Raw genomic sequence first — 19,026 nt, forward strand, 5'->3', positions numbered from 1 at the left:
CCCTGGGACCGGACGGGGACGCCGATGCCTGCTTTCGGATGACTCACCCGTCTGTCGCCGAGGCCGCCGGTCCGGCATCCCGCACGATCGCTTCCGCCGCCCTTCCGCCCACTCCCTCAGCAGTCAGCCCTTCCCAGTCGTCCGCCCGCCCTTGCGTCCGTCCGGAGGCAGCAGTGCACATCCTGCTCGTGGCCAGCGCGTTCAACAGCCTCACCCAGCGCGTCCACGCCGAGCTGCGGGACCACGGCCACACGGTGGCGGTGGAACTCGCCCTGCCAGAAAGCTCGTTGACCGAAGTCGTGCGGCGGCACGCCCCGCGCCTCGTTGTCGCGCCCATGCTGAAGACGGCGATCCCGCGGGAGGTGTGGTCGGCGTACACCTGTCTGGTCGTGCACCCCGGGCCCGTGGGTGACCGCGGTCCGTCCTCCCTCGACTGGGCGATCCAGGAGGGCGTGGACCGGTGGGGCGTCACCGTCCTCCAGGCCGGCGAGGAGATGGACGCCGGCGACGTGTGGGCCTGCGTGCCCTGCGCGCTGCCCCCGGCGGGCAAGAGCGACCTCTACCGCAACGAGGTCGCGGACGCCGCCCTCACGGCCGTCCTGCTCGCCGTCGAACGCTTCGCCTCCGGCGCGTACACGCCCCAGCCGCAGGAACCGGCGGCCCCGGGCCACGCCGGGCCGCGCACCCGCCCCTACCTCGACCAGAGCGTCCGGCGCGTCGACTGGGCCGAGGACGCCACCGAGACCGTCCTGCGCAAGCTGCGGGCCGCCGACTCCCAGCCCGGCGTGCTCGACGTCCTGCTCGGCGGCGAGTGGTACCTCCACGGCGGCCACCCGGAGAGCGAACTGCGCGGCCGCCCCGGCGCACTGCTGGCCACCAGAGCGGGCGCGATCTGCCGGGCGACCGCCGACGGCGCGGTGTGGATCCCCGAACTGCGCCCCCGCCGCGCCCCCGGAGCGCCGCCCACGTTCAAACTCCCCGCCGTCCAGGCCCTCGGCGACCGGCTGCCCGCCCTGCCGGAGGCGGGCTTGCCCCCGCTGCCCGAAGTGGCGCACTCGACCTGGGCGGACATCCGCTACCGCGAGGAGGGAACGGTGGGCTTCCTGTCGTTCTCCTTCCCCGGCGGTGCCATGAGCACCGCGCAGTGCCGCCGCCTGCTGGACGCCTACCGGCGGGCGTGCGCGCGCCCCACCCGCGTGCTCGTGCTGGGCGGCGCGCGGGACTTCTTCTCCAACGGCATCCACCTCAACGTCATCGAGGCGGCGGCCGACCCCGCCGCCGAGTCCTGGGCGAACATCGAAGCCATCGACGACCTCGTCGAGGCCGTCCTCACCACGACGGACCGGCTGGTGGTCTCGGCCGTCGCCGGGAACGCCGCCGCCGGCGGGGTGATGCTCGCCCTGGCCGCGGACGAGGTGTGGTGCCGCTCCGGCGCCGTGCTGAACCCCCACTACCGGCTGATGGGCCTGTACGGCTCGGAGTACTGGACGTACAGCCTGCCGCGCCGGGTGGGCCGGGCGGCGGCCGAACGCCTCATGAGCGACGCCCTGCCGGTGAGCGCCGCGAGCGCCGAGCGGATCGGCCTCGTCGACCGCGTCCTCGCAGGCGGCCCGGCGGAGTTCGCCGCCGAGGCCGGCGCTCTCGCCGCACGCCTCGCCGCGCTGCCGGCGACCGCGTCACGGATCGCCGCCAAGAAGGCCGACCTGGACCGCCTGCGGAGCACCACCCCGCTGTCCGAGTACCGCGAGCGGGAGCTGGCCCGGATGCGCGCCATCTTCCACGACCCCGCCGCCCCCTACCACGCCCTGCGCCGCGCCTTCGTCCACAAGGCACGCCCTCCTCGGGCGTCCTAAACCCGTTTCCCGCCCCCGGTTCGGACGTCACCGCAACGGCCCTCTCCGACATCACCACCCGAGCGGTCCGCTGGTACGAAGAACTCTGAGGTCGACATGCAGGCCTTCACCCCATTCCTCCCCAGGAGGCGGTCCCATGACTGAGGCGACGCCGGACACCGTCGGCGCTGCGGACGCCGCAGGCGCGCCCGCCGACGAGGCGCCCCCGATCCACATCCTCTGGATCAACGCCGGTCTGAGCTGCGACGGCGACTCGGTCGCGTTCACCGCGGCCATGCAGCCGAGCGTCGAGCAGATCGTGCTCGGCGTCCTGCCCGGCCTGCCGAAGATCGCCGTCCACTGGCCGCTGATCGACTTCGAGTGCGGTCCGGTCGGCGGCTCCGACACGTTCATCGAGTGGTACTTCAAGGGGGAGCGGGGCGAGATCGACCCGTTCGTGCTGGTCATCGAGGGTTCGATTCCCAACGAGGACATCAAGCCCGAGGGCTACTGGTGCGGCTTCGGCGACAACCCCGAGACCGGCCAGCCGATCACCACCAGCGAGTGGATCGACCGGCTCGCACCCAAGGCCCTGGCGGTCGTCGCCATCGGCACCTGCGCCACCTACGGCGGCATCCACGCCATGGCCGGAAACCCGACCGGCGCCATGGGCGTCCCGGACTACCTCGGCTGGGACTGGAAGTCCAAGGCCGGCATCCCCATCGTGTGCGTCCCGGGCTGCCCCATCCAGCCCGACAACTTCTCCGAGACGCTCACCTACCTGCTCTACCAGGCGGCCGGCGCCGCCCCGATGATCCCGCTCGACGACAAGCTCCGCCCGAGCTGGCTCTTCGGGGCCACCGTGCACGAGGGCTGCGACCGTGCCGGCTACTACGAGCAGGGCCAGTTCGCCCTGTCGTACGACTCGCCGAAGTGCCTGGTGAAGATCGGCTGCTGGGGTCCCGTCGTCAAATGCAACGTCCCCAAGCGCGGCTGGATGAACGGCATCGGCGGCTGCCCCAACGTCGGCGGCATCTGCATCGCCTGCACCATGCCCGGCTTCCCCGACAAGTTCATGCCGTTCATGGACGAGCCGCCCGGCGCCAAGGTCTCCAGCAACGCCAGCGGCGCCTACGGCGCGGTCGTGCGCAAGCTGCGCTCGCTCACCGCCAGGACCGTGGACAAGGAGCCCAAGTGGCGCCACACCGGCGACCGCATCACCACCGGCTACCGGCCCCCCTGGTGACGCACCGGCGCCGGTGCGCCCGCTGAACGGCGTCCCCGCACCACCCCCGACCACCCCCACCAGCTCCCGCGCAAGCGCAACGAAGGGCACGGCACACACGATGGCACCGACGACGAAGACGCCCGGCGACGGCAGCGGCCTGGTGGAGATGGCCTGGGACCCGATCACCCGGATCGTGGGCAGTCTGGGCATCCACACCAAGATCGACTTCAAGCAGAAGCGGGTCGCCGAGTGCTACAGCACCTCGTCGGTCTTCCGCGGCTACAGCGTCTTCATGCGCGGCAAGGACCCCCGCGACGCCCACTTCATCACCAGCCGCATCTGCGGCATCTGCGGCGACAACCACGCCACCTGCTCGGTCTACGCGCAGAACATGGCCTACGGCGTGAAGCCCCCGCACCTCGCCGAGTGGATCATCAACCTCGGTGAGTCCGCGGAGTACATGTTCGACCACAACATCTTCCAGGAGAACCTGGTGGGGGTCGACTACTGCGAGAAGATGGTCAAGGAGACCAACCCCGGCGTCCTCGAACTGGCCGAACGCACCGAGGCGCCGCACGCCGGGGACCACGGCTACCGCACCATCGCCGACATCTTGCGCTCGCTCAACCCCATCGAGGGCGAGTTCTACCGCGAGGCCCTCCAGGTCAGCCGCTACACCCGCGAGATGTTCTGCCTGATGGAGGGCCGCCATGTGCACCCCTCCACGCTCTACCCGGGCGGCGTCGGAACCATCGGCTCGGTGCAGCTGTTCACCGACTACCTCAGCCGCCTCATGCGGTACGTCGAGTTCATGAAGCGGGTCGTGCCCCTGCACGACGACCTGTTCGACTTCTTCTACGAGGCCATGCCCGGCTACGAGGAGGTCGGCCGCCGCCGCGTCCTGCTCGGCTGCTGGGGAGCCCTCAACGACCCCGAGTACTGCGACTTCACCTACGCCAACATGAGCGACTGGGGCCGGCGCATGTTCGTCACCCCCGGCGTGATCGTCGACGGCAAGCTGGTCACCAACGACCTCACCGAGATCAACCTCGGCATCCGCATCCTGCTGGGCAGCTCCTACTACGAGGACTGGCAGGGACAGGAGCAGTTCGTCACCCACGACCCGCTGGGCAACCCGGTGGACCCCCGCCACCCCTGGAACCAGCACACCATCCCCGCCCCGCAGAAACGCGACTTCGACGACAAGTACAGCTGGGTCATGTCCCCCCGCTGGTTCGACGGCAAGGACCACCTCGCCCTGGACACCGGCGGCGGCCCCATCGCCCGCCTGTGGTCGACCGCCCTGTCCGGCCTCGTCGACACCGGGTACGTCAAGGCCACCGGCCACAGCGTGGTCATCAACCTGCCCCGCACCATGACCCGGCCGGAGACCACCTTCGAGTGGAAGATCCCGCGCTGGAGCAACGCCCTGGAGCGCAACCGCGCCCGCACCTACTTCCAGGCCTACACCGCCGCCGTCGCCCTGCACTTCGCCGAGAAGGGCCTCGAGGAGGTCCGCGCGGGACGCACCCAGACCTGGGAGAAGTTCGAGGTGCCCGACGAGGGCATCGGCGTCGGATTCACCGAGGCCGTGCGCGGGGTCCTCTCCCACCACATGGTCATCCGCGACGGCAAGATCGCCAACTACCACCCCTACCCGCCGACCCCCTGGAACGCCAGCACCAGGGACACCTTCGGCACCCCCGGCCCCTACGAGGACGCCGTGCAGAACACCCCCATCTTCGAGGAGAACACCCCGGAGAACTTCAAGGGCATCGACATCATGCGCGCCGTGCGCAGCTTCGACCCCTGCCTGCCCTGCGGCGTCCACATGTACGTCGGCGGCGGCAGGACCGTGCAGACGATGCACGTCCCCACCGGCCTGAGCGGACTGGGCGGATGAGCGCCACCACGGCCCGACCCGTGAACGCCGAGGAGACCGGCCGCCGGATCGAGGAGGTCCTCGACCGGCTGGCCACCTCCACCGACCCGGCGGTCGCCCGGGCGGCCGAGGAACTCGTCCGCTCCCTCATGGACTTCTACGGCGCGGGACTCGCCCGCGTGCTGCGCCTGCTCTCCGCGAGCGGCGAACCCCTCGGGACGCTGCTCGGCGACCGGCTCGTCGCGAGCCTGCTCGTCCTGCACGACCTCCACCCCGAGGACCGCGACACCCGTATCGCCCGCGCCCTGGACGACCTCCCCGAACACGCCCTGGAAGTCGTCGGGTTCGACGAGGACGGCGGCGTCCTGCGGCTGCGCTCCCGCTCGGGCGGCGGCTGCGGATGCGGCGGCTCGGACGTCCGGAGCGCCGTCGAGGAGGCGCTCGCCTGCTTCGTGCCCGAGGTCAGGTCCGTCGAGGTGCAGGCCCCGCCCGCCGAACCCGCCCTGCTCCAGATCGGCGTCCGCCCGACAGCGGCGAAGGCCCGATGAACACGCCCCCGGCGACGACCCGCCGGCCCCCGGGCCTGCGCAGGTTCCTGACCGGGCGCCCGCCCGAGCCCGAACGGTGCGAACTGTGCGCGGTGACCCTCGGCGAGAGCGACCACCGCCACCTCGTCGACACCGAGCGACGCGCCCTGGCCTGCGCCTGCACACCCTGCGCGCTGCTCATGGAACGGCCCGGCGCGGCCGCAGGCCGCTTCCGCGCCGTGCCCTCCCGCTACCTCGCCGACCCCGAGCACCGCCTCGACGACCAGGCCTGGGAAGCCCTGCAGATCCCCGTCGGCGTCGCCTTCCTCTTCCGCAACGCGGCCCTCGACCGGCTCGTCGCCCTCTACCCGAGCCCCGCCGGCGCCACCGAGAGCGAACTCGACCCCGCCACCTGGACGGACGTCCTGGGTGGCAGCCGTCTCGCCGCACTCCTCGAACCCGACGTCGAGGCCCTGCTCCTGCGCCGCGCCGAGGGCCGCTGCGACTGCCACCTCGTGCCCATCGACGTCTGCTACGAACTCGTCGGCCGGATGCGCCTGTTGTGGCAAGGCTTCGACGGCGGCGCCGAGGCCCGCGCCGCCCTGGACGCGTTCTTCGACGACGTCGTACGGCGCGCCCGGCCAGTCGGCGGGACGGACGACGTCGTACGGCGCGCCCGGCCGGTCGGCGGGACGGGGGACGCGTGACGGAGCTGTCCTTCGCCTGCACCGGCGTGCGCGCCGACCGCTACGCCGCCGGACCGACCCTCGTCTTCCGGCTCCGCGTCACGGCCACCGGCGGCGTCCGCGTGCATGCCCTCGCCCTGCGCTGCCAGATCCGCGTCGAACCCGCCCGCCGCGGCTACACGCCCGTCGAGGCCGACGGCCTCACCGACCTGTTCGGCGAGCGCTCCCGCTGGGGCAGCACCCTCCAGCCGCTGCAGTTCGCGGAAGTGCCGCTGATGGTCCCCGGCTTCACCGGCGAGACCGAGGCCGACCTCGTCGTGCCCTGCACCTACGACCTCGACATCGCCGCCGGCCGCTACCTGTCCGCGCTCACCGACGGTGAGGTCCCCCTGCTGATGCTCTTCTCCGGCACGGCGTTCACCGGCACGCGCGGTTTCCAGGTCGAGCCCGTCCCCTGGGACCGGGAGACGGTCTGCAGGATGCCCGTCGCCGTCTGGCGGGAGATGATCGACCAGCACTTCCCCGGCTGCGGCTGGATCCGGCTGCCCCGCGACACGATGGACGCCCTCCTCGCCTACCGCTCCCGGCGCGCCCTGCCCTCCTGGGAGAGCACCGTGCGCGCCCTGCTCGACGACGCCGGCGCCGCCTGCCCGCCCCCGGCCGACCCGTTCCACACCCTCACCGGCACCACCGGAAGGACGGACCCGTGACCGCGACCGCGTTCGCCCCGCACACCGAGGAACGGTTCGCGCTCGCCCGCCAGGTCGCCGACGCCGTCCTCTTCGAGGGCTACGTCCTCTACCCCTACCGGGCGTCGGCCGCCAAGAACCGGCTGCGCTGGCAGTTCGGCGTGCTCGTCCCGCCCGGCTGGGGCGCCGACACCGAGGAGCACGACTTCCAGCACACCGAGTGCCTGATGGAACCGAAGGCCGACGCCACCCTCTCCGTCGAGCTGCGCTTCCTGCACGCCCGCCGGCGCACCGTGCAGCGGCTGCGACCCGACGGCGGCTTCGACACCGTCGACGAACTCCCCCTCGACGACCGGGTCCTGGTGCCCTGGGACGAGGGCGGTGAGGAGCGCGTCGAAGTCGTGGCAAAGGTCGCCGAACTCCTCGGCGACGGCGTCACCGTCCCGTTCGACCGACCCGCGCGCGAGGAGAGCGAACCGGTCCTGGACGCGGCCGGCCGCACCCTCGGCCGGCTGGTGCGCCGGTGCGAGGAGATCAGCGGCGAGGTACGGCTGTCCGCCGTCGAACTCGACGGACCCTACCGGGTGTTGCGGCTCACCGCCGTCGTCCAGAACACCACCGCCTGGACCCCGCTCGACGGCGGCGGCGACCGCGACGCGGCCCTGCCGCACTCCCTGGTCGCCTCCCACCTCCTCATGGCCCTCAGCGACGGATCGTTCCTGTCCATGACCGATCCCCCCGAATGGGCCAAGGGCGCGACCGCCGCCTGCCGCAACCTGCACACCTGGCCCGTCCTCGCCGGCGAACCCGGCCGCGGCGACCTCGTCCTGTCCTCGCCGATCATCCTGGAGGACCACCCGGCGATCGCCCCGGAGAGCCCCGGCGCCCTCTACGACGCCACCGAGATCGACGAGATCCTCGCACTGCGCACCGCCGCCCTCACCGACGAGGAGAAACGCGAGGCCCGGGGCACCGACGAACGGGCCGCCGCCGTCATCGACCTCGCCGACACCATGCCGCCCGAGGTGCTGGAACGCCTCCACGGCGCGGTGCGCGGCCTGCGCGAGGCGACCCGCCCCGCCGCCACGGCCACCGCCGCGCCCGCCTCCGGCGGCTTCCCCGACGAGCACGGCGTGACCCGCCCGGACACCCCCTGGTGGGACCCGGCGAGCGACGCCGGATTCGACCCCGCCCGCGACCGCGTCCTCGTCGACGGCCGGTCCCTCGGCGCGGGCAGCCGCGTCACCCTGCGCCCCGGCCTGCGCCGCACCGACGCCCAGGACCTCTTCCTCCAGGGCCGCACCGCGCGCGTCGAGGCCGTCCTGCACGACGTGGACGGCGCGGTCCACCTGGCCGTGACCGTCGACGGCGACCCGGGCGCCGACATCCGCCGCGAACAGGGCCGGTTCCTGTACTTCCAGCCGGACGAGATCACCCCTCTGGAGGACGACGCATGAGCCTTCCCCGGCAGCCCGGCGCGAGGACCCTCGTCGCCGGCATCGGCAACATCTTCCTCGGGGACGACGGCTTCGGCGTCGAGACCGCCCGCAGGCTCGCCGAGCGGCCCCTGCCCCCGCACACCGAGGCCGCCGACGTCGGCGTGCGCGGAGTGCACCTCGCCTACCAGCTCCTCGACGGCTACGACACCCTCGTCCTCGTGGACGCCACCGCGCGCGGCGAAGCCCCCGGCACCCTCTACGTCATCGAGCACGACGGCCCCGGCCCGGCCGCGCCCGAGGCCGCCCCCGCGCTCGACGGGCACCGCATGACCCCCGACACCGTCCTGGCGCTGCTGCACACCCTGTGCGCCGGCGCCGGCGGCACCCCGCCGCGCCGCGTCCTGATCGTCGGATGCGAACCGGCCTCGGTGCGCGAGGGCATCGGGCTCAGTGCGCCGGTGGCCGACGCCGTGCCGCGGGCCGTCCGGCTGATCGAGGAACTGCTGCGGGACGACCGGCCGAAGGAACCCGCGACGCGGGCCGCCGCCGGCGAGGCATCCAGGTGAGGAGACACACCATGAAGAAGAACATCATCGTCGGCGCCGCCCTCGTCGCCGTGGGCGTCCTGGTCCGGGAATTCCTCCCCGACATCCGGCGCTACCTGCGGATCCGCCGCATGTGACCCCACCCCGCCCCGGAGCGGCACGCCATCGCACCGCGCGGCGAGCGGCTGCGTCGAACGGCGTACCCGGCAGCCGGCGACGGCGCGCCGGGACGCCGCCCGCCTCCCCCTCGCCTCTAATGGGAGACCGCCCAGGCCGGCGCAGGCCGGCCAGGCACCGGGAGGACCGAGACCGATGCACGAGATGTCCGTCGCACTCGCCGTGATCGACCAGGTCGAACAGGCCGCAGCACAGCACGGCGGCGTCACCTCGGTGCGCTCCGTCCGGCTCCAGGTGGGCGAACTCGCCGGCGTCGTGCCCGACTCCCTCTCCTTCTGCTTCGAACTGGCCTGCGCCGGAACCCTGTTGGAAGGCGCCGAACTCGTCACCGAAGCGGTGCCCGGCCGCGCCCGCTGCGCGCCCTGCGCACACGAGTGGGCCGTCGGCATGCCGCCGGCGCTGATCTGCCCCCGCTGCGGCGGGAGCGGCGCCGACCTGGTCTCGGGCCGCGAACTGAAGATCGTCAGCGTGCACTGGGAGGACGGCCTGACGCACGCGCGGACCCGCGAACCCGTCCCCGAGGAGTGCTGAACATGTGCCGTGTGGTCGACCTGCGACAGGCCGTGCTCGCCAAGAACGACACCTACGCGCAGACCCTGCGCACCGACCTGGCGGCGCGCGGTGTCGCCGTCGTCAACCTGCTGTCCAGCCCCGGGAGCGGGAAGACCGCGCTGCTGGAGCGCGAACTGACGCTGGCCCGCGAGCGCCGCGTGCCCGTCGCCGCGCTGACCGCCGACCTCGCCACCGAGAACGACGCCAACCGTCTGGCGCGTTCAGGCGCCCCGGTCAAGCAGGTCCTCACCGACGGTCTGTGCCACCTGGAGGCGGCCATGCTCGCCGGCCACCTGCGCGACTGGCTGCCCGACGACACCCGGCTGCTGTTCGTCGAGAACGTCGGCAACCTGGTGTGCCCCGCCTCCTACGACCTGGGGGAGACCCTCCGGGTCGTCCTCGCCTCCGTCACCGAGGGCGAGGACAAACCGCTGAAGTACCCCACCGCCTTCGGCCTCGCCCACCTGGTCGTGGTCACCAAGACCGACATCGCCGACGCGGTCGGCTTCGACGAGGCCGCCTTCCGCGCCCACGTCGAACAGGTCAACCCGGGCGTGGAGGTGCTGCTGACCTCGGCACGCCACGGCAGCGGGGTCGGCGCGCTGCTCGACCGGGCCATGGCGGCGGCTGAGGGCGCGCCCGTCCACGAGCCGGTCATGGCCCGCTGCACCACCGAGCTCGCCCACGACCACGCGCACGCCCACGAACACCACCACGAACACCACCACGAAAACGAGCACGCGCACGCCCACGAGGACGGCGCCGACGCGCTCGCCCGCACCCACTCGTGAGCGGTCCCCCGCCTCCGGCAGACCTCATCGCCTCCACCGAGGCCGGCGACCCGCCCCGGCGCCGACGGGTCACCGTACGGGGCGTGGTGCAGGGCGTCGGCTTCCGGCCGTACGTCTATGCCCTGGCCACCGAACTCTCCCTCGCCGGGCACGTCACCAACACGCCGGAGGGCGTGGTGGCCGAGGTCGAGGGCGCCGCCTCGGCCGTGGCCCGGTTCTGCGACCGCATCGCCCCCCAGGCGCCCCCGCTGGCCCGGGTGGAGTCCGTCTCCCACCAGGAGGTGCCCGTCGAGGGCGGCGGCCCCTTCACCATCCTCGCCTCCCGGACCGACGGCCCCGTAAGCACCCTCGTCTCCCCGGACACGGCCACCTGCGCCGCCTGCCTCGACGAGCTGGCCGATCCCGCCGACCGGCGCCACCGCCACCCGTTCGTCAACTGCACCCACTGCGGCCCGCGCTTCACCATCGTCACCGGCCTGCCCTACGACCGGGCCCACACCACCATGGCCGGCTTCCCTCTGTGCCCCGACTGCGCCCGCGAGTACGCCGACCCCCGCGACCGGCGCTTCCACGCCCAGCCCGTCGCCTGCCCCGCCTGCGGCCCCCGCCTGCGCCTGCTCGTGCCCGGACCGGACGGCACACCCCGGGAGCATCCCGGCGACCCGCTGACCGAAGCCCGCGCGCTGCTCGCGCGCGGCGCGATCCTCGCCGTGAAGGGTCTCGGCGGCTACCACCTGGCCTGCGACGCCACCGACCGCACCGCCGTCACCCTGCTGCGCCGCCGCAAGAACCGGGGCGACAAGCCGTTCGCCGTCATGGCCCGTGACGCGGCGGACGTCGAGCACCTCGTGCGGCTCGGCCCCGAGGAGCGGGACCTGCTGCACAGCGCCGCCCGGCCCGTCGTACTGCTGCGCCGGCGCACCGACGCCGCCCGCCCGGCCGGCGCTGCGATGCCCGCCGAAGCCGTCGCCCCCGGCGGCCCCGACCTCGGCGTCATGCTGCCGTACACCCCCGTGCACCACCTGCTCCTCGGGCTGCCCGGCGACCCCGAGGGCCCCCGACTGCTCGTCATGACCAGCGGGAACGCGGCCGGAGAGCCGATCGTCACCGACGACGCCGAGGCGCTGGAGCGGCTGGCGCACCTGGCCGACGCCTGGCTCGCCCACGACCGGCCGATCCAGGTGCCGTGCGACGACTCCGTGGTCCGCGTCAGCGACGGCGAACCGCTCGTCCTCCGCCGCTCCCGCGGTCACGCCCCGCTGCCCCTGCCCCTCCCGCTGCCGGTCGGGCCGGCCCTCGCCGTCGGCGGCGACCTCAAGAACGCCTTTTGCCTCGGCGAGGGCCGCCGGGCCTGGCTGTCCGCGCACATCGGCGACATGGACGACCTCGCCACCCAGGCCGTCTTCGAACGTGCCGCCGCGCACCTGGCCTCCCTCACCGGGGTGCGCCCCGCGACGCTCGCCGCCGACCGGCACCCCGGCTACCGCTCCACCCGCTGGGCCGAACGCAACGCGGCCGGGCGGCCCGTCGTCCGCGTCCAGCACCACCACGCGCACATCGCCGCCGCGATGGCCGAACACGGGCTGGACGGCGACCGGCCGGTCATCGGCGTAGCCTTCGACGGGACGGGCCACGGCGAAGACGGCGCGGTGTGGGGCGGGGAGGTCCTCCTCGCCGACTACGACGGCTTCACCCGGTTCGGGCACCTGACGTACGTCCCGCTGCCCGGCGGCGACGCGGCGGTGCGGCGGCCGTACCGCATGGCGCTGTCCCACCTGCGGGCGGCGGGCGTCGACTGGAGCCGCGACCTCGCCTGTACGGCGGCCTGTCCGCCCGACGAACTGCGCGTGCTGGCACGGCAGTTGGAGCGCGGCCTGAACTGCGTGCCCACCTCCAGCATGGGCCGGCTCTTCGACGCGGTGTCGTCCCTCGCGGGCATCTGCCACCGGGCGGGCTACGAGGCCCAGGCGGCCGTCGAGCTGGAGGCCGCCGCCCTGCACGCGCCCGCCCGGGACACCGCCGCCTACACCTTCGACTACGCCACCGAGGACGGCGTCGTACGGGCCGACCCCGCGCCCGTCCTCGCGGCGATCGTCGAGGACCTGAGAACCGGCGCGCCGCGCGCCGTGGTCGCGGCCCGCTTCCACCGGGCCGTCACCGGCCTGGTACGCCACCTGTGCGGCCGGGCGCGGGAACGGCACGGGCTGGACACGGTCGCCCTGACCGGCGGGGTGTTCGCCAACGCCCTGCTCTCCACGGACTGCGCCAACGCCCTGCAACGGGACGGCTTCACGGTCCTGCGGCACCGCCTGGTGCCGCCCAACGACGGCGGCCTGGCGCTCGGCCAGCTCATGGTGGCCGCCCGCGCCACGGCCAGGACCGCGACGAACCACTGAGGAAACAGCGAGGAGAGGCCCATGTGTCTGGCGGTACCCGGCAAAGTGCTGGACATCGAGGAACGCGACGGCACCCGGATGGCCACCGTCGACTTCGGCGGCGTCGTCAAGGAGGTGTGCCTGGAGTACCTGCCCGACCTCCAGGTCGGCGAGTACGCCATCGTGCACGTCGGCTTCGCCCTGCAGCGGCTCGACGAGGAGTCCGCACGGCAGACGCTCGAACTCTTCGCCGAACTCGGCATGCTCCAGGAGGAGTTCGGCGACGCATGGGAGACGGCGGCGGCACAGGCGGGCGTGGACCCGGTGGAAGAGGTGAGCAACCCGTGAAGTACATCGACGAGTTCCAGGACCCGGACCTCGCGCGCCGGCTCCTCGACGACATCCACGCCACGGTCACCCGGCCGTGGGCCCTGATGGAGGTCTGCGGGGGACAGACGCACAGCATCATCCGGCACGGCATCGACCAGCTCCTGCCCGACCAGGTCGAACTGATCCACGGCCCCGGCTGTCCCGTGTGCGTGACCCCGCTGGAGGTCATCGACAAGGCCCTGGAGATCGCCTCCCGCCCCGAGGTGATCTTCTGCTCCTTCGGCGACATGCTCCGGGTGCCCGGCACCGGCCGGGACCTGTTCCAGGTGCGCGGCGAGGGCGGCGACGTGCGCGTCGTCTACTCGCCGCTCGACGCCCTGCGGATCGCCCGGCAGAACCCCGACCGCGAGGTGGTGTTCTTCGGCATCGGCTTCGAGACGACGGCGCCGCCGAACGCCATGACGGTCCACCAGGCCCGCAGGCTGGGCATCCCCAACTTCAGCATGCTGGTCTCCCACGTCCGCGTGCCACCCGCCATCGAGGCCGTCATGGCCTCCCCGCAGTGCCGGGTGCAGGCCTTCCTCGCCGCCGGTCACGTGTGCAGCGTGATGGGCGTGGGGGAGTACCCCGAACTGGCCGAACGCTTCCGTGTGCCGATCGTCGTCACCGGCTTCGAACCGCTGGACATCCTCGAAGGCGTGCGCCGCACCGTCCACCAGCTGGAGCGGGGCGAGCACACCGTCGACAACGCCTACGCCCGCGCGGTCCGCCCCGAGGGCAACCCGGCCGCCCGGGCCATGCTGGAGGACGTCTTCGAGGTCACCGACCGCGCCTGGCGCGGCATCGGCGTCATCCCCGGCAGCGGCTGGCGACTCGCCCCGAAGTACCGCGACTTCGACGCCGAGCACCGCTTCCCGGTCGGCGGCATCCAGACCCGGGAACCGGCCGAGTGCCGCAGCGGCGAAGTCCTCCAGGGCCTGCTGAAACCGCACGAGTGCGAGGCCTTCGGCACCCTGTGCACACCCCGCACCCCGCTCGGCGCCACCATGGTCTCCAGCGAGGGCGCCTGCGCCGCGTACTACCTGTACCGGCGGCTCGACCTGACCGCCGGCACGGCCCGGGAGGCGACCCCCGTTGTCTGACACCACTGAACTGCCCGCCGCCGAGCACGCCGAGAGGCCCTCGATCGACCCCGCGGCCTGGACCTGCCCGGCCCCGCTGCGCGAGACGCCGCGGGTCGTCATGGGCCACGGCGGAGGCGGGGCGCTCTCCGCGGAGCTCGTCCAGCAGGTCTTCGCGCCCGCCTTCGGCGGGGAGACGCTCGCCCAGCTCGGCGACGCCGCCACGCTCTCCCTGGGCGGGGCGCGGCTCGCCTTCTCCACCGACTCCTTCGTGGTCCGGCCGCTGTTCTTCCCCGGCGGCAGCATCGGTGACCTCGCCGTCAACGGCACCGTCAACGACCTCGCCATGAGCGGCGCCCGCGCCGCCTACCTCTCCTGCGGCTTCATCCTGGAGGAGGGCGTCGAACTGAAGACGGTCGGCCGGGTCGCCGAGGCGCTGGGCGCGGCGGCGCGCGCGGCCGGGGTGGAGGTAGCGACAGGCGACACCAAGGTCGTCGAGGCCGGCCACGGCGACGGCGTCTACATCAACACCGCCGGCATCGGCCTCGTCCCGGAGGGCGTCGACCTGCGCCCGCAGCGGGTCGTCCCCGGGGACGTCGTGATCGTCAGCGGCGCCGTCGGCGTCCACGGCGTGGCGATCATGAGCGTCCGCGAGGGCCTGGAGTTCGGGGTGGAGGTCGTCAGCGACTGCGCCGCGCTCGGCACGCTCGTCGAGACGATGCTCGCCGTCACCCCGGACCTGCACGTCCTGCGCGACCCGACCCGGGGCGGCCTCGCGGCCGCGCTCAACGAGATCGCGGCGGCCTCCGGCACGGGCGTGGTCCTCCAGGAACGCGCGGTCCCCGTCCCGGACGCCGTCGCCAACGCCTGCGCCGTCCTGGGCCTGGACCCGATGTACGTCGCCAACGAGGGCAAGCTGGTCGCCTTCGTCCCCCGCGAGCACGCCGACGCCGTCCTCGCCGCGATGCGGGCCCACCCGCTGGGCGCGGACGCGGTGATCATCGGCGAGGCGGTCGAGGCGCACCCGGGCATGGTGGTCGCCCGCACCGGACTGGGCGGCACACGGGTGGTGGACATGCCGCTGGGGGAGCAGCTGCCGCGGATCTGCTGATCCGAGGACGGGACCGACAGGACGGACAGGGCAGGACCCGCTTCAGGGGTCCTGCGGGTCCACGCCGGTCTTCGCCGAGGCGTCCCGGGTGCCGCTGGGGCGCCGGGAGCGGCCCTTGGCGCCGGTGTCCCGCATCCCCGCCTCGCCCTCGTCGCCGTACTCCTCGCCGCGCTTGCTGTCGCTGCGGACCGTGTCACCCGGAACCGACTTCGACTCCTGCGCCGACTTCTTCCGCCCGGGGCCCGGCTCGCCGGCGTGCTCCGCGTGGAAGGAGCGGCGGGCGCTGGGGTTGTCCTGCTGCCTCGTCTCGTCCACGTCGGGGGCCCAGCCGTGCTGTCCTTCGCCCTGGTGGCGGCTCGGTCCCTCGCCGTGCGACGGCTCGGACGAACGTGGTTTCTTCGGCATGGGACGACCTGCCTGTTCCGTGAGGGGACGCCGGTGGAGCGTCACCGCGATACGGACAGTCTCCCACTTGGCGACATATCGGTCATGTCGATGTGATCGCCGCCGGGCCCCGGGCGCTACTGCCGCCGGAAGCCGCTGGTGATGCGCTGCCACGGGGAACGGGTCGCCCCGAAGCCGGTCTCATGGGTCCAGATGTGCGTGCAGGACGGACACTGCAGATGCAGCAGACTGCCCGTGTTCGACAACAGGTAACGCCAGTGCTCGGAACAGGTGCGCCGCTCCTCGCACACCCCGCACCCCTGACCGTCGTCGCACCGCGGGCAGGCCACCCAGGCCCGCCGCCCGACGTCTGCCTGCGGATCAAGAGGCAGCACGGCCGCCCCTTCCCGCGGGCAGCACACCGGCCGACACGAGTTCCTCGTACAGCCGCTGCTGCTCCTCGCTGAGGCCCGAGTACAGCATGTCCTCGGCGGCCTCCTCGTCCCGCAGGACGGCGACGGGATCCCACCCGGGGCCGAGAGCGTCCAGGACGTGGGCGCGCCGCCGCATCTCGTGCGCGGCCAGATCCACGGAGAAGCCGACCGGGTCTTCGGGCAGGACACGATTCTCGGAGCACATGCCCGCGAACGTAGGTAACCCTTGCGGCCCGGGGCAAGAGCCCGTGGGAGAAGTCACAGGAGCCCTGAAGGAGCGTGAGCGCTGTGGACGCCGTGGACATGGACGGTTTCATCGATCGGCTCGATCCCGACATGTGCGTCGTGACCGCCGCGGCCGGCGGCGAGCGTGCGGGGTGCCTCGTCGGGTTCGCCGCGCAGTGCTCCATGCGGCCCGTGCGGTTCGCTGTGTGGCTGTCCAAGGTGAACCGCACCTACCGGGTGGCCCGGAACGCCGAGTTCCTCGCCGTCCACCTGCTGACCCCGCGGCAGTACGGACTCGCGGAGCTGTTCGGCGGCGAGACCGGCGACGAGGTGGACAAGTTCGCCGGCGTGCGCTGGAGCGAGGGGCACGGCGGGGCCGTCGTGCTGGACGACTCCTGCGCGTGGTTCGTCGGCCGGGTGGAGCGGCGCGTCGACGCGGGCGACCACGTCGGATTCTTCCTGGAGCCGGTCCAGTCGGGCGGGGGAGCGGAGGCCGGCGACGAGGAAGGGGGCGCACGTGAGCGGGGGACCCTGCTCCGACTCTCGGACGCCCTCACGATCGACCCCGGCCATCCGGTGGACTGAGTCGCCGGCCGCGGGCCGTCATCCCCCGGTCGCCGGCACCGGCCGCCGCAGCAGATACACCGCCGCCGTCGATACGAGTACGGCCATCACCGCGATGAACACCAGCCCCGCGCCTTCCAGGCCCAGTGGTCCCACCAGCACGCCCACGCCGATCACCGGTACCGAGATGCCCGCGTAGGCCACCAGGAACAGCGTCGAGATCACCGCCGCCCGCCGGTCCGCGGGCGACGCCGCCGCGACCGCCGACAGCGCACCGCGGAACGACAGTCCCTGCCCGGTCCCGCCGACGACCGCGCTCAGCACCACCAGGGCGAACGCGTCCCACCGCAGCGCGCCCGCGAGCAGCGCCAGCCCGGCCAGCAGCAGCGTGCAGCCCAGCGGCAGCGAGCGTCCGACCCCCACCGGGCCCACCGCGAGCTGTCCCGCGGTCGAGGAGAAGAAGGCGAGCGCGACGACCAGACCGCTCACCGCGTGGTCGTGCACGTCCAGGGACTCGGCGAGGAAGGCGGGGCTGACCGACGTGAACACCCCGAACAGCGCGAACCCCGCGAAGGAGGCGGCCGCCGCCGGCCCGAACACCGGCCGCACCTGCGGCGGCAGACCGGGCCGCTGCGGCCGCAGCTCGCTCAGTCGCCGCCGCTCGCGCACGGTCTCCGGCAGCCACGCCAGGACGGCGACCGAACAGGCGATCAGGGCGAGATGGACGACGAACGGCAGATACAGCGGCCAGGGCGCGTACTGCGCGAGGATCCCGGCGAGCAGCGGGCCGCAGCCCAGGCCGCCCAGGTTCGCCGCCGTCGCCACGAACGTGGCCCGTGACGCGCCGCCCGGCGGGCTCAGGTCCATCACGTACGCCGTGGCGGCCCCGGTGAACAGACCGGCGGACAGGCCTGAGAGCAGGCGCCCCGCGTACAGCCAGCCCAGTCCCGTGGCGCACAGGAAGCAGACGGCGCTCGCCGCCGCGAACCCCAGGCCCGTGAACAGCACCGGGCGTCTGCCCACACCGTCCGAGGCGTTGCCCGCGAGGAGCAGCATGCCGATCACTCCGAAGGCGTACACGGCGTAGACGACGGTCACCGTCAGCTCGGAGAAGTGGAACTTGTCCTGGTACAGCCCGTACAGCGGGGTCGGCAGCGTCGTGCCGGCCATGCACACGGCGAACACGGCCCCACTGAGCACACACTGTGTCCACCCTCGGCGATCACCGTCCATGCCGCCGACGGTAGCGTGCGGGCGCGAGGGGCCGGACCCGGCGCGCCCCGGCCGGACGGGGAACCGGCCTCCGGACGCCGCGAAGGCCCGGTCCCCGGCGGACGCGCGCTCATCACGGCGTCCGTGCGGGGCCGGGCCTTCCTCGCCGCTGCCGACGGCCTCCCCGGGATGCCCCGGGATCGGTCAGAGCTGGCCGGAGGAGGCGATGGTGATCTTCGCGGAGGTCGAGCCGCTGCGCGAGCCGAGCGCCTCGATCTTCTTGACGAGGGCCATGCTCTGCTCGTCGGCGACCTCGCCGAACACCACGTGCTTGCCGTCCAGCCAGTCGGTCACGACGGTGGTGATGAAGAACTGCGAGCCGTTGGTGTTCCGGCCGGCGTTGGCCATGGACAGCAGGCCCGGCCGGTCGTGCTTGAGGGTGAAGTTCTCGTCGGCGAACTTCTCGCCGTAGATGCTCTTGCCGCCCGTGCCGTCGCCGCGGGTGAAGTCGCCGCCCTGGAGCATGAAGGCGGGGATGACGCGGTGGAAGGAGGAACCGGCGTAGCCGAAGCCCTTCTCGCCCGTGGCCAGCGCGCGGAAGTTCTCCGCCGTCTTGGGCGTGACGTCGTCGAACAGGTTGAAGTTGATGCGCCCGGCGGGCTCGTCGTTGATGGTGATGTCGAAGTAAACCTTGATCGTCATACCCCTATCCTGCACGCTCCCGCGGTGCCGCCGCACCGCGGGTGCCTGATAAGCCCGCGAATCCACCGAAAAAGGCCCCGATGAGATGCGTCTCGCGCCAGGGCCTGTCTGACAAACCCCCGCCTGCTCTGCGGGCGGACGGCGGGGATTTGTCAGACAGGCCCCAGTGCGTCATACGGCGTCGCCGTCCCGCCCGTCTGCTGGGTGGACGCCGCCCGCC

The 19,026-nt window shown here is 73.1% G+C and carries 21 protein-coding genes; 16 read left to right on the forward strand and 5 right to left on the reverse strand.

Annotation, left to right across the window (positions count from 1 at the left end; translation table 11 throughout):
- Positions 1–173: 173 nt before the first annotated feature.
- The 15 genes from ACIOC0_RS15840 (at position 174) to hypE (ending at position 15,285) form a co-directional block, all read left to right on the forward strand.
- Positions 174–1,853: a hydrogenase maturation protein gene (locus ACIOC0_RS15840; RefSeq protein WP_402155579.1), complete on the forward strand. Its 1,680-nt coding sequence runs from the start codon at positions 174–176 to the stop codon at positions 1,851–1,853.
- A gap of 136 nt (positions 1,854–1,989) precedes the next feature.
- Positions 1,990–3,078: a hydrogenase expression protein HypE gene (locus ACIOC0_RS15845; RefSeq protein WP_402155580.1), complete on the forward strand. Its 1,089-nt coding sequence runs from the start codon at positions 1,990–1,992 to the stop codon at positions 3,076–3,078.
- Between the two features lie 100 nt (positions 3,079–3,178).
- Positions 3,179–4,963 carry a nickel-dependent hydrogenase large subunit gene (locus ACIOC0_RS15850; RefSeq protein WP_402155581.1) on the forward strand — a complete coding sequence of 595 codons (1,785 nt, stop codon included), beginning with the start codon at positions 3,179–3,181 and terminating at the stop codon, positions 4,961–4,963.
- Positions 4,960–5,490 (forward strand): hypothetical protein, encoded by a 531-nt coding sequence (locus ACIOC0_RS15855; RefSeq protein ID WP_402155582.1) that lies wholly within the window; start codon positions 4,960–4,962, stop codon positions 5,488–5,490. The genes ACIOC0_RS15850 and ACIOC0_RS15855 overlap by 4 nt, the downstream gene beginning before the upstream one ends.
- Positions 5,487–6,176, forward strand: a complete 690-nt coding sequence (locus ACIOC0_RS15860) for a DUF5947 family protein (RefSeq protein WP_402155583.1) — start codon at positions 5,487–5,489, stop codon at positions 6,174–6,176. The genes ACIOC0_RS15855 and ACIOC0_RS15860 overlap by 4 nt, the downstream gene beginning before the upstream one ends.
- A complete protein-coding gene (locus ACIOC0_RS15865) occupies positions 6,173–6,865 on the forward strand; it encodes a DUF6084 family protein (protein WP_402155584.1) in 693 nt (230 codons plus the stop codon). Before ACIOC0_RS15860 ends, ACIOC0_RS15865 begins: the two co-directional genes overlap by 4 nt.
- Positions 6,862–8,301: a hypothetical protein gene (locus tag ACIOC0_RS15870; RefSeq protein ID WP_402155585.1), complete on the forward strand. Its 1,440-nt coding sequence runs from the start codon at positions 6,862–6,864 to the stop codon at positions 8,299–8,301. The genes ACIOC0_RS15865 and ACIOC0_RS15870 overlap by 4 nt, the downstream gene beginning before the upstream one ends.
- Positions 8,298–8,849: a hydrogenase maturation protease gene (locus ACIOC0_RS15875; RefSeq protein WP_402155586.1), complete on the forward strand. Its 552-nt coding sequence runs from the start codon at positions 8,298–8,300 to the stop codon at positions 8,847–8,849. Before ACIOC0_RS15870 ends, ACIOC0_RS15875 begins: the two co-directional genes overlap by 4 nt.
- Positions 8,850–8,860: 11 nt before the next feature.
- Complete coding sequence (locus ACIOC0_RS15880) at positions 8,861–8,965, forward strand: DUF6893 family small protein (RefSeq protein WP_388485073.1); 105 nt, start codon at positions 8,861–8,863, stop codon at positions 8,963–8,965.
- A gap of 175 nt (positions 8,966–9,140) precedes the next feature.
- Positions 9,141–9,536: a hydrogenase maturation nickel metallochaperone HypA gene (gene hypA / locus ACIOC0_RS15885; RefSeq protein ID WP_402155587.1), complete on the forward strand. Its 396-nt coding sequence runs from the start codon at positions 9,141–9,143 to the stop codon at positions 9,534–9,536.
- A gap of 2 nt (positions 9,537–9,538) precedes the next feature.
- The gene (gene hypB / locus ACIOC0_RS15890; protein WP_402155588.1) at positions 9,539–10,348 is read left to right on the forward strand and encodes a hydrogenase nickel incorporation protein HypB; all 810 of its coding nucleotides are present in this window, start codon (positions 9,539–9,541) and stop codon (positions 10,346–10,348) included.
- Positions 10,345–12,744 (forward strand): carbamoyltransferase HypF, encoded by a 2,400-nt coding sequence (hypF, locus tag ACIOC0_RS15895; protein WP_402155589.1) that lies wholly within the window; start codon positions 10,345–10,347, stop codon positions 12,742–12,744. The genes hypB and hypF overlap by 4 nt, the downstream gene beginning before the upstream one ends.
- A 21-nt stretch (positions 12,745–12,765) precedes the next feature.
- Positions 12,766–13,071: a HypC/HybG/HupF family hydrogenase formation chaperone gene (locus tag ACIOC0_RS15900; RefSeq protein ID WP_402155590.1), complete on the forward strand. Its 306-nt coding sequence runs from the start codon at positions 12,766–12,768 to the stop codon at positions 13,069–13,071.
- The gene (hypD, locus tag ACIOC0_RS15905) at positions 13,068–14,195 is read left to right on the forward strand and encodes a hydrogenase formation protein HypD (protein WP_402155591.1); all 1,128 of its coding nucleotides are present in this window, start codon (positions 13,068–13,070) and stop codon (positions 14,193–14,195) included. The genes ACIOC0_RS15900 and hypD overlap by 4 nt, the downstream gene beginning before the upstream one ends.
- Positions 14,188–15,285 carry a hydrogenase expression/formation protein HypE gene (hypE, locus tag ACIOC0_RS15910; RefSeq protein ID WP_402155592.1) on the forward strand — a complete coding sequence of 366 codons (1,098 nt, stop codon included), beginning with the start codon at positions 14,188–14,190 and terminating at the stop codon, positions 15,283–15,285. The genes hypD and hypE overlap by 8 nt, the downstream gene beginning before the upstream one ends.
- A 42-nt stretch (positions 15,286–15,327) precedes the next feature.
- Here the strand turns inward: hypE and ACIOC0_RS15915 are convergent, their stop codons facing one another.
- From ACIOC0_RS15915 to ACIOC0_RS15925, 3 genes are all read right to left on the reverse strand, one after another.
- Complete coding sequence (locus ACIOC0_RS15915; RefSeq protein WP_402155593.1) at positions 15,328–15,690, reverse strand: hypothetical protein; 363 nt, start codon at positions 15,688–15,690, stop codon at positions 15,328–15,330.
- Between the two features lie 116 nt (positions 15,691–15,806).
- Entirely contained in the window at positions 15,807–16,064 is a 258-nt protein-coding gene (locus tag ACIOC0_RS15920; protein ID WP_356680217.1) for a hypothetical protein, read from the reverse strand.
- Positions 16,051–16,308 carry a DUF6400 family protein gene (locus tag ACIOC0_RS15925; protein ID WP_402155594.1) on the reverse strand — a complete coding sequence of 86 codons (258 nt, stop codon included), beginning with the start codon at positions 16,306–16,308 and terminating at the stop codon, positions 16,051–16,053. The genes ACIOC0_RS15920 and ACIOC0_RS15925 overlap by 14 nt, the downstream gene beginning before the upstream one ends.
- 98 nt (positions 16,309–16,406) lie before the next feature.
- Between ACIOC0_RS15925 and ACIOC0_RS15930 the strand changes: the two genes are divergently transcribed.
- The gene (locus tag ACIOC0_RS15930; protein WP_402155959.1) at positions 16,407–16,913 is read left to right on the forward strand and encodes a flavin reductase family protein; all 507 of its coding nucleotides are present in this window, start codon (positions 16,407–16,409) and stop codon (positions 16,911–16,913) included.
- Between the two features lie 18 nt (positions 16,914–16,931).
- Here the strand turns inward: ACIOC0_RS15930 and ACIOC0_RS15935 are convergent, their stop codons facing one another.
- Positions 16,932–18,125, reverse strand: coding sequence for an MFS transporter (locus ACIOC0_RS15935; RefSeq protein WP_402155595.1), 1,194 nt, complete (start codon positions 18,123–18,125; stop codon positions 16,932–16,934).
- 183 nt (positions 18,126–18,308) lie between these two features.
- The gene (locus tag ACIOC0_RS15940) at positions 18,309–18,806 is read right to left on the reverse strand and encodes a peptidylprolyl isomerase (RefSeq protein ID WP_356680223.1); all 498 of its coding nucleotides are present in this window, start codon (positions 18,804–18,806) and stop codon (positions 18,309–18,311) included.
- Positions 18,807–19,026: the final 220 nt, after the last annotated feature.

This window comes from Streptomyces sp. NPDC088254 (assembly GCF_044740925.1).
Classification (GTDB): domain Bacteria; phylum Actinomycetota; class Actinomycetes; order Streptomycetales; family Streptomycetaceae; genus Streptomyces.

Excerpts from the sequence above, each read along its gene's own strand:
- ACIOC0_RS15845 (WP_402155580.1), top strand. The coding sequence starts at position 1,990 with ATGACTGAGGCGACGCCGGACACCGTCGGCGCTGCGGACGCCGCAGGC.
- ACIOC0_RS15850 (WP_402155581.1), top strand. The coding sequence starts at position 3,179 with ATGGCACCGACGACGAAGACGCCCGGCGACGGCAGCGGCCTGGTGGAG.
- ACIOC0_RS15855 (WP_402155582.1), top strand. The coding sequence starts at position 4,960 with ATGAGCGCCACCACGGCCCGACCCGTGAACGCCGAGGAGACCGGCCGC.
- ACIOC0_RS15860 (WP_402155583.1), top strand. The coding sequence starts at position 5,487 with ATGAACACGCCCCCGGCGACGACCCGCCGGCCCCCGGGCCTGCGCAGG.
- ACIOC0_RS15875 (WP_402155586.1), top strand. The coding sequence starts at position 8,298 with ATGAGCCTTCCCCGGCAGCCCGGCGCGAGGACCCTCGTCGCCGGCATC.
- ACIOC0_RS15880 (WP_388485073.1), top strand. The coding sequence starts at position 8,861 with ATGAAGAAGAACATCATCGTCGGCGCCGCCCTCGTCGCCGTGGGCGTC.
- hypA (WP_402155587.1), top strand. The coding sequence starts at position 9,141 with ATGCACGAGATGTCCGTCGCACTCGCCGTGATCGACCAGGTCGAACAG.
- hypB (WP_402155588.1), top strand. The coding sequence starts at position 9,539 with ATGTGCCGTGTGGTCGACCTGCGACAGGCCGTGCTCGCCAAGAACGAC.
- ACIOC0_RS15900 (WP_402155590.1), top strand. The coding sequence starts at position 12,766 with ATGTGTCTGGCGGTACCCGGCAAAGTGCTGGACATCGAGGAACGCGAC.
- ACIOC0_RS15915 (WP_402155593.1), bottom strand. The coding sequence starts at position 15,690 with ATGCCGAAGAAACCACGTTCGTCCGAGCCGTCGCACGGCGAGGGACCG.
- ACIOC0_RS15925 (WP_402155594.1), bottom strand. The coding sequence starts at position 16,308 with ATGTGCTCCGAGAATCGTGTCCTGCCCGAAGACCCGGTCGGCTTCTCC.
- ACIOC0_RS15930 (WP_402155959.1), top strand. The coding sequence starts at position 16,407 with ATGGACGGTTTCATCGATCGGCTCGATCCCGACATGTGCGTCGTGACC.
- ACIOC0_RS15935 (WP_402155595.1), bottom strand. The coding sequence starts at position 18,125 with ATGGACGGTGATCGCCGAGGGTGGACACAGTGTGTGCTCAGTGGGGCC.
- ACIOC0_RS15940 (WP_356680223.1), bottom strand. The coding sequence starts at position 18,806 with ATGACGATCAAGGTTTACTTCGACATCACCATCAACGACGAGCCCGCC.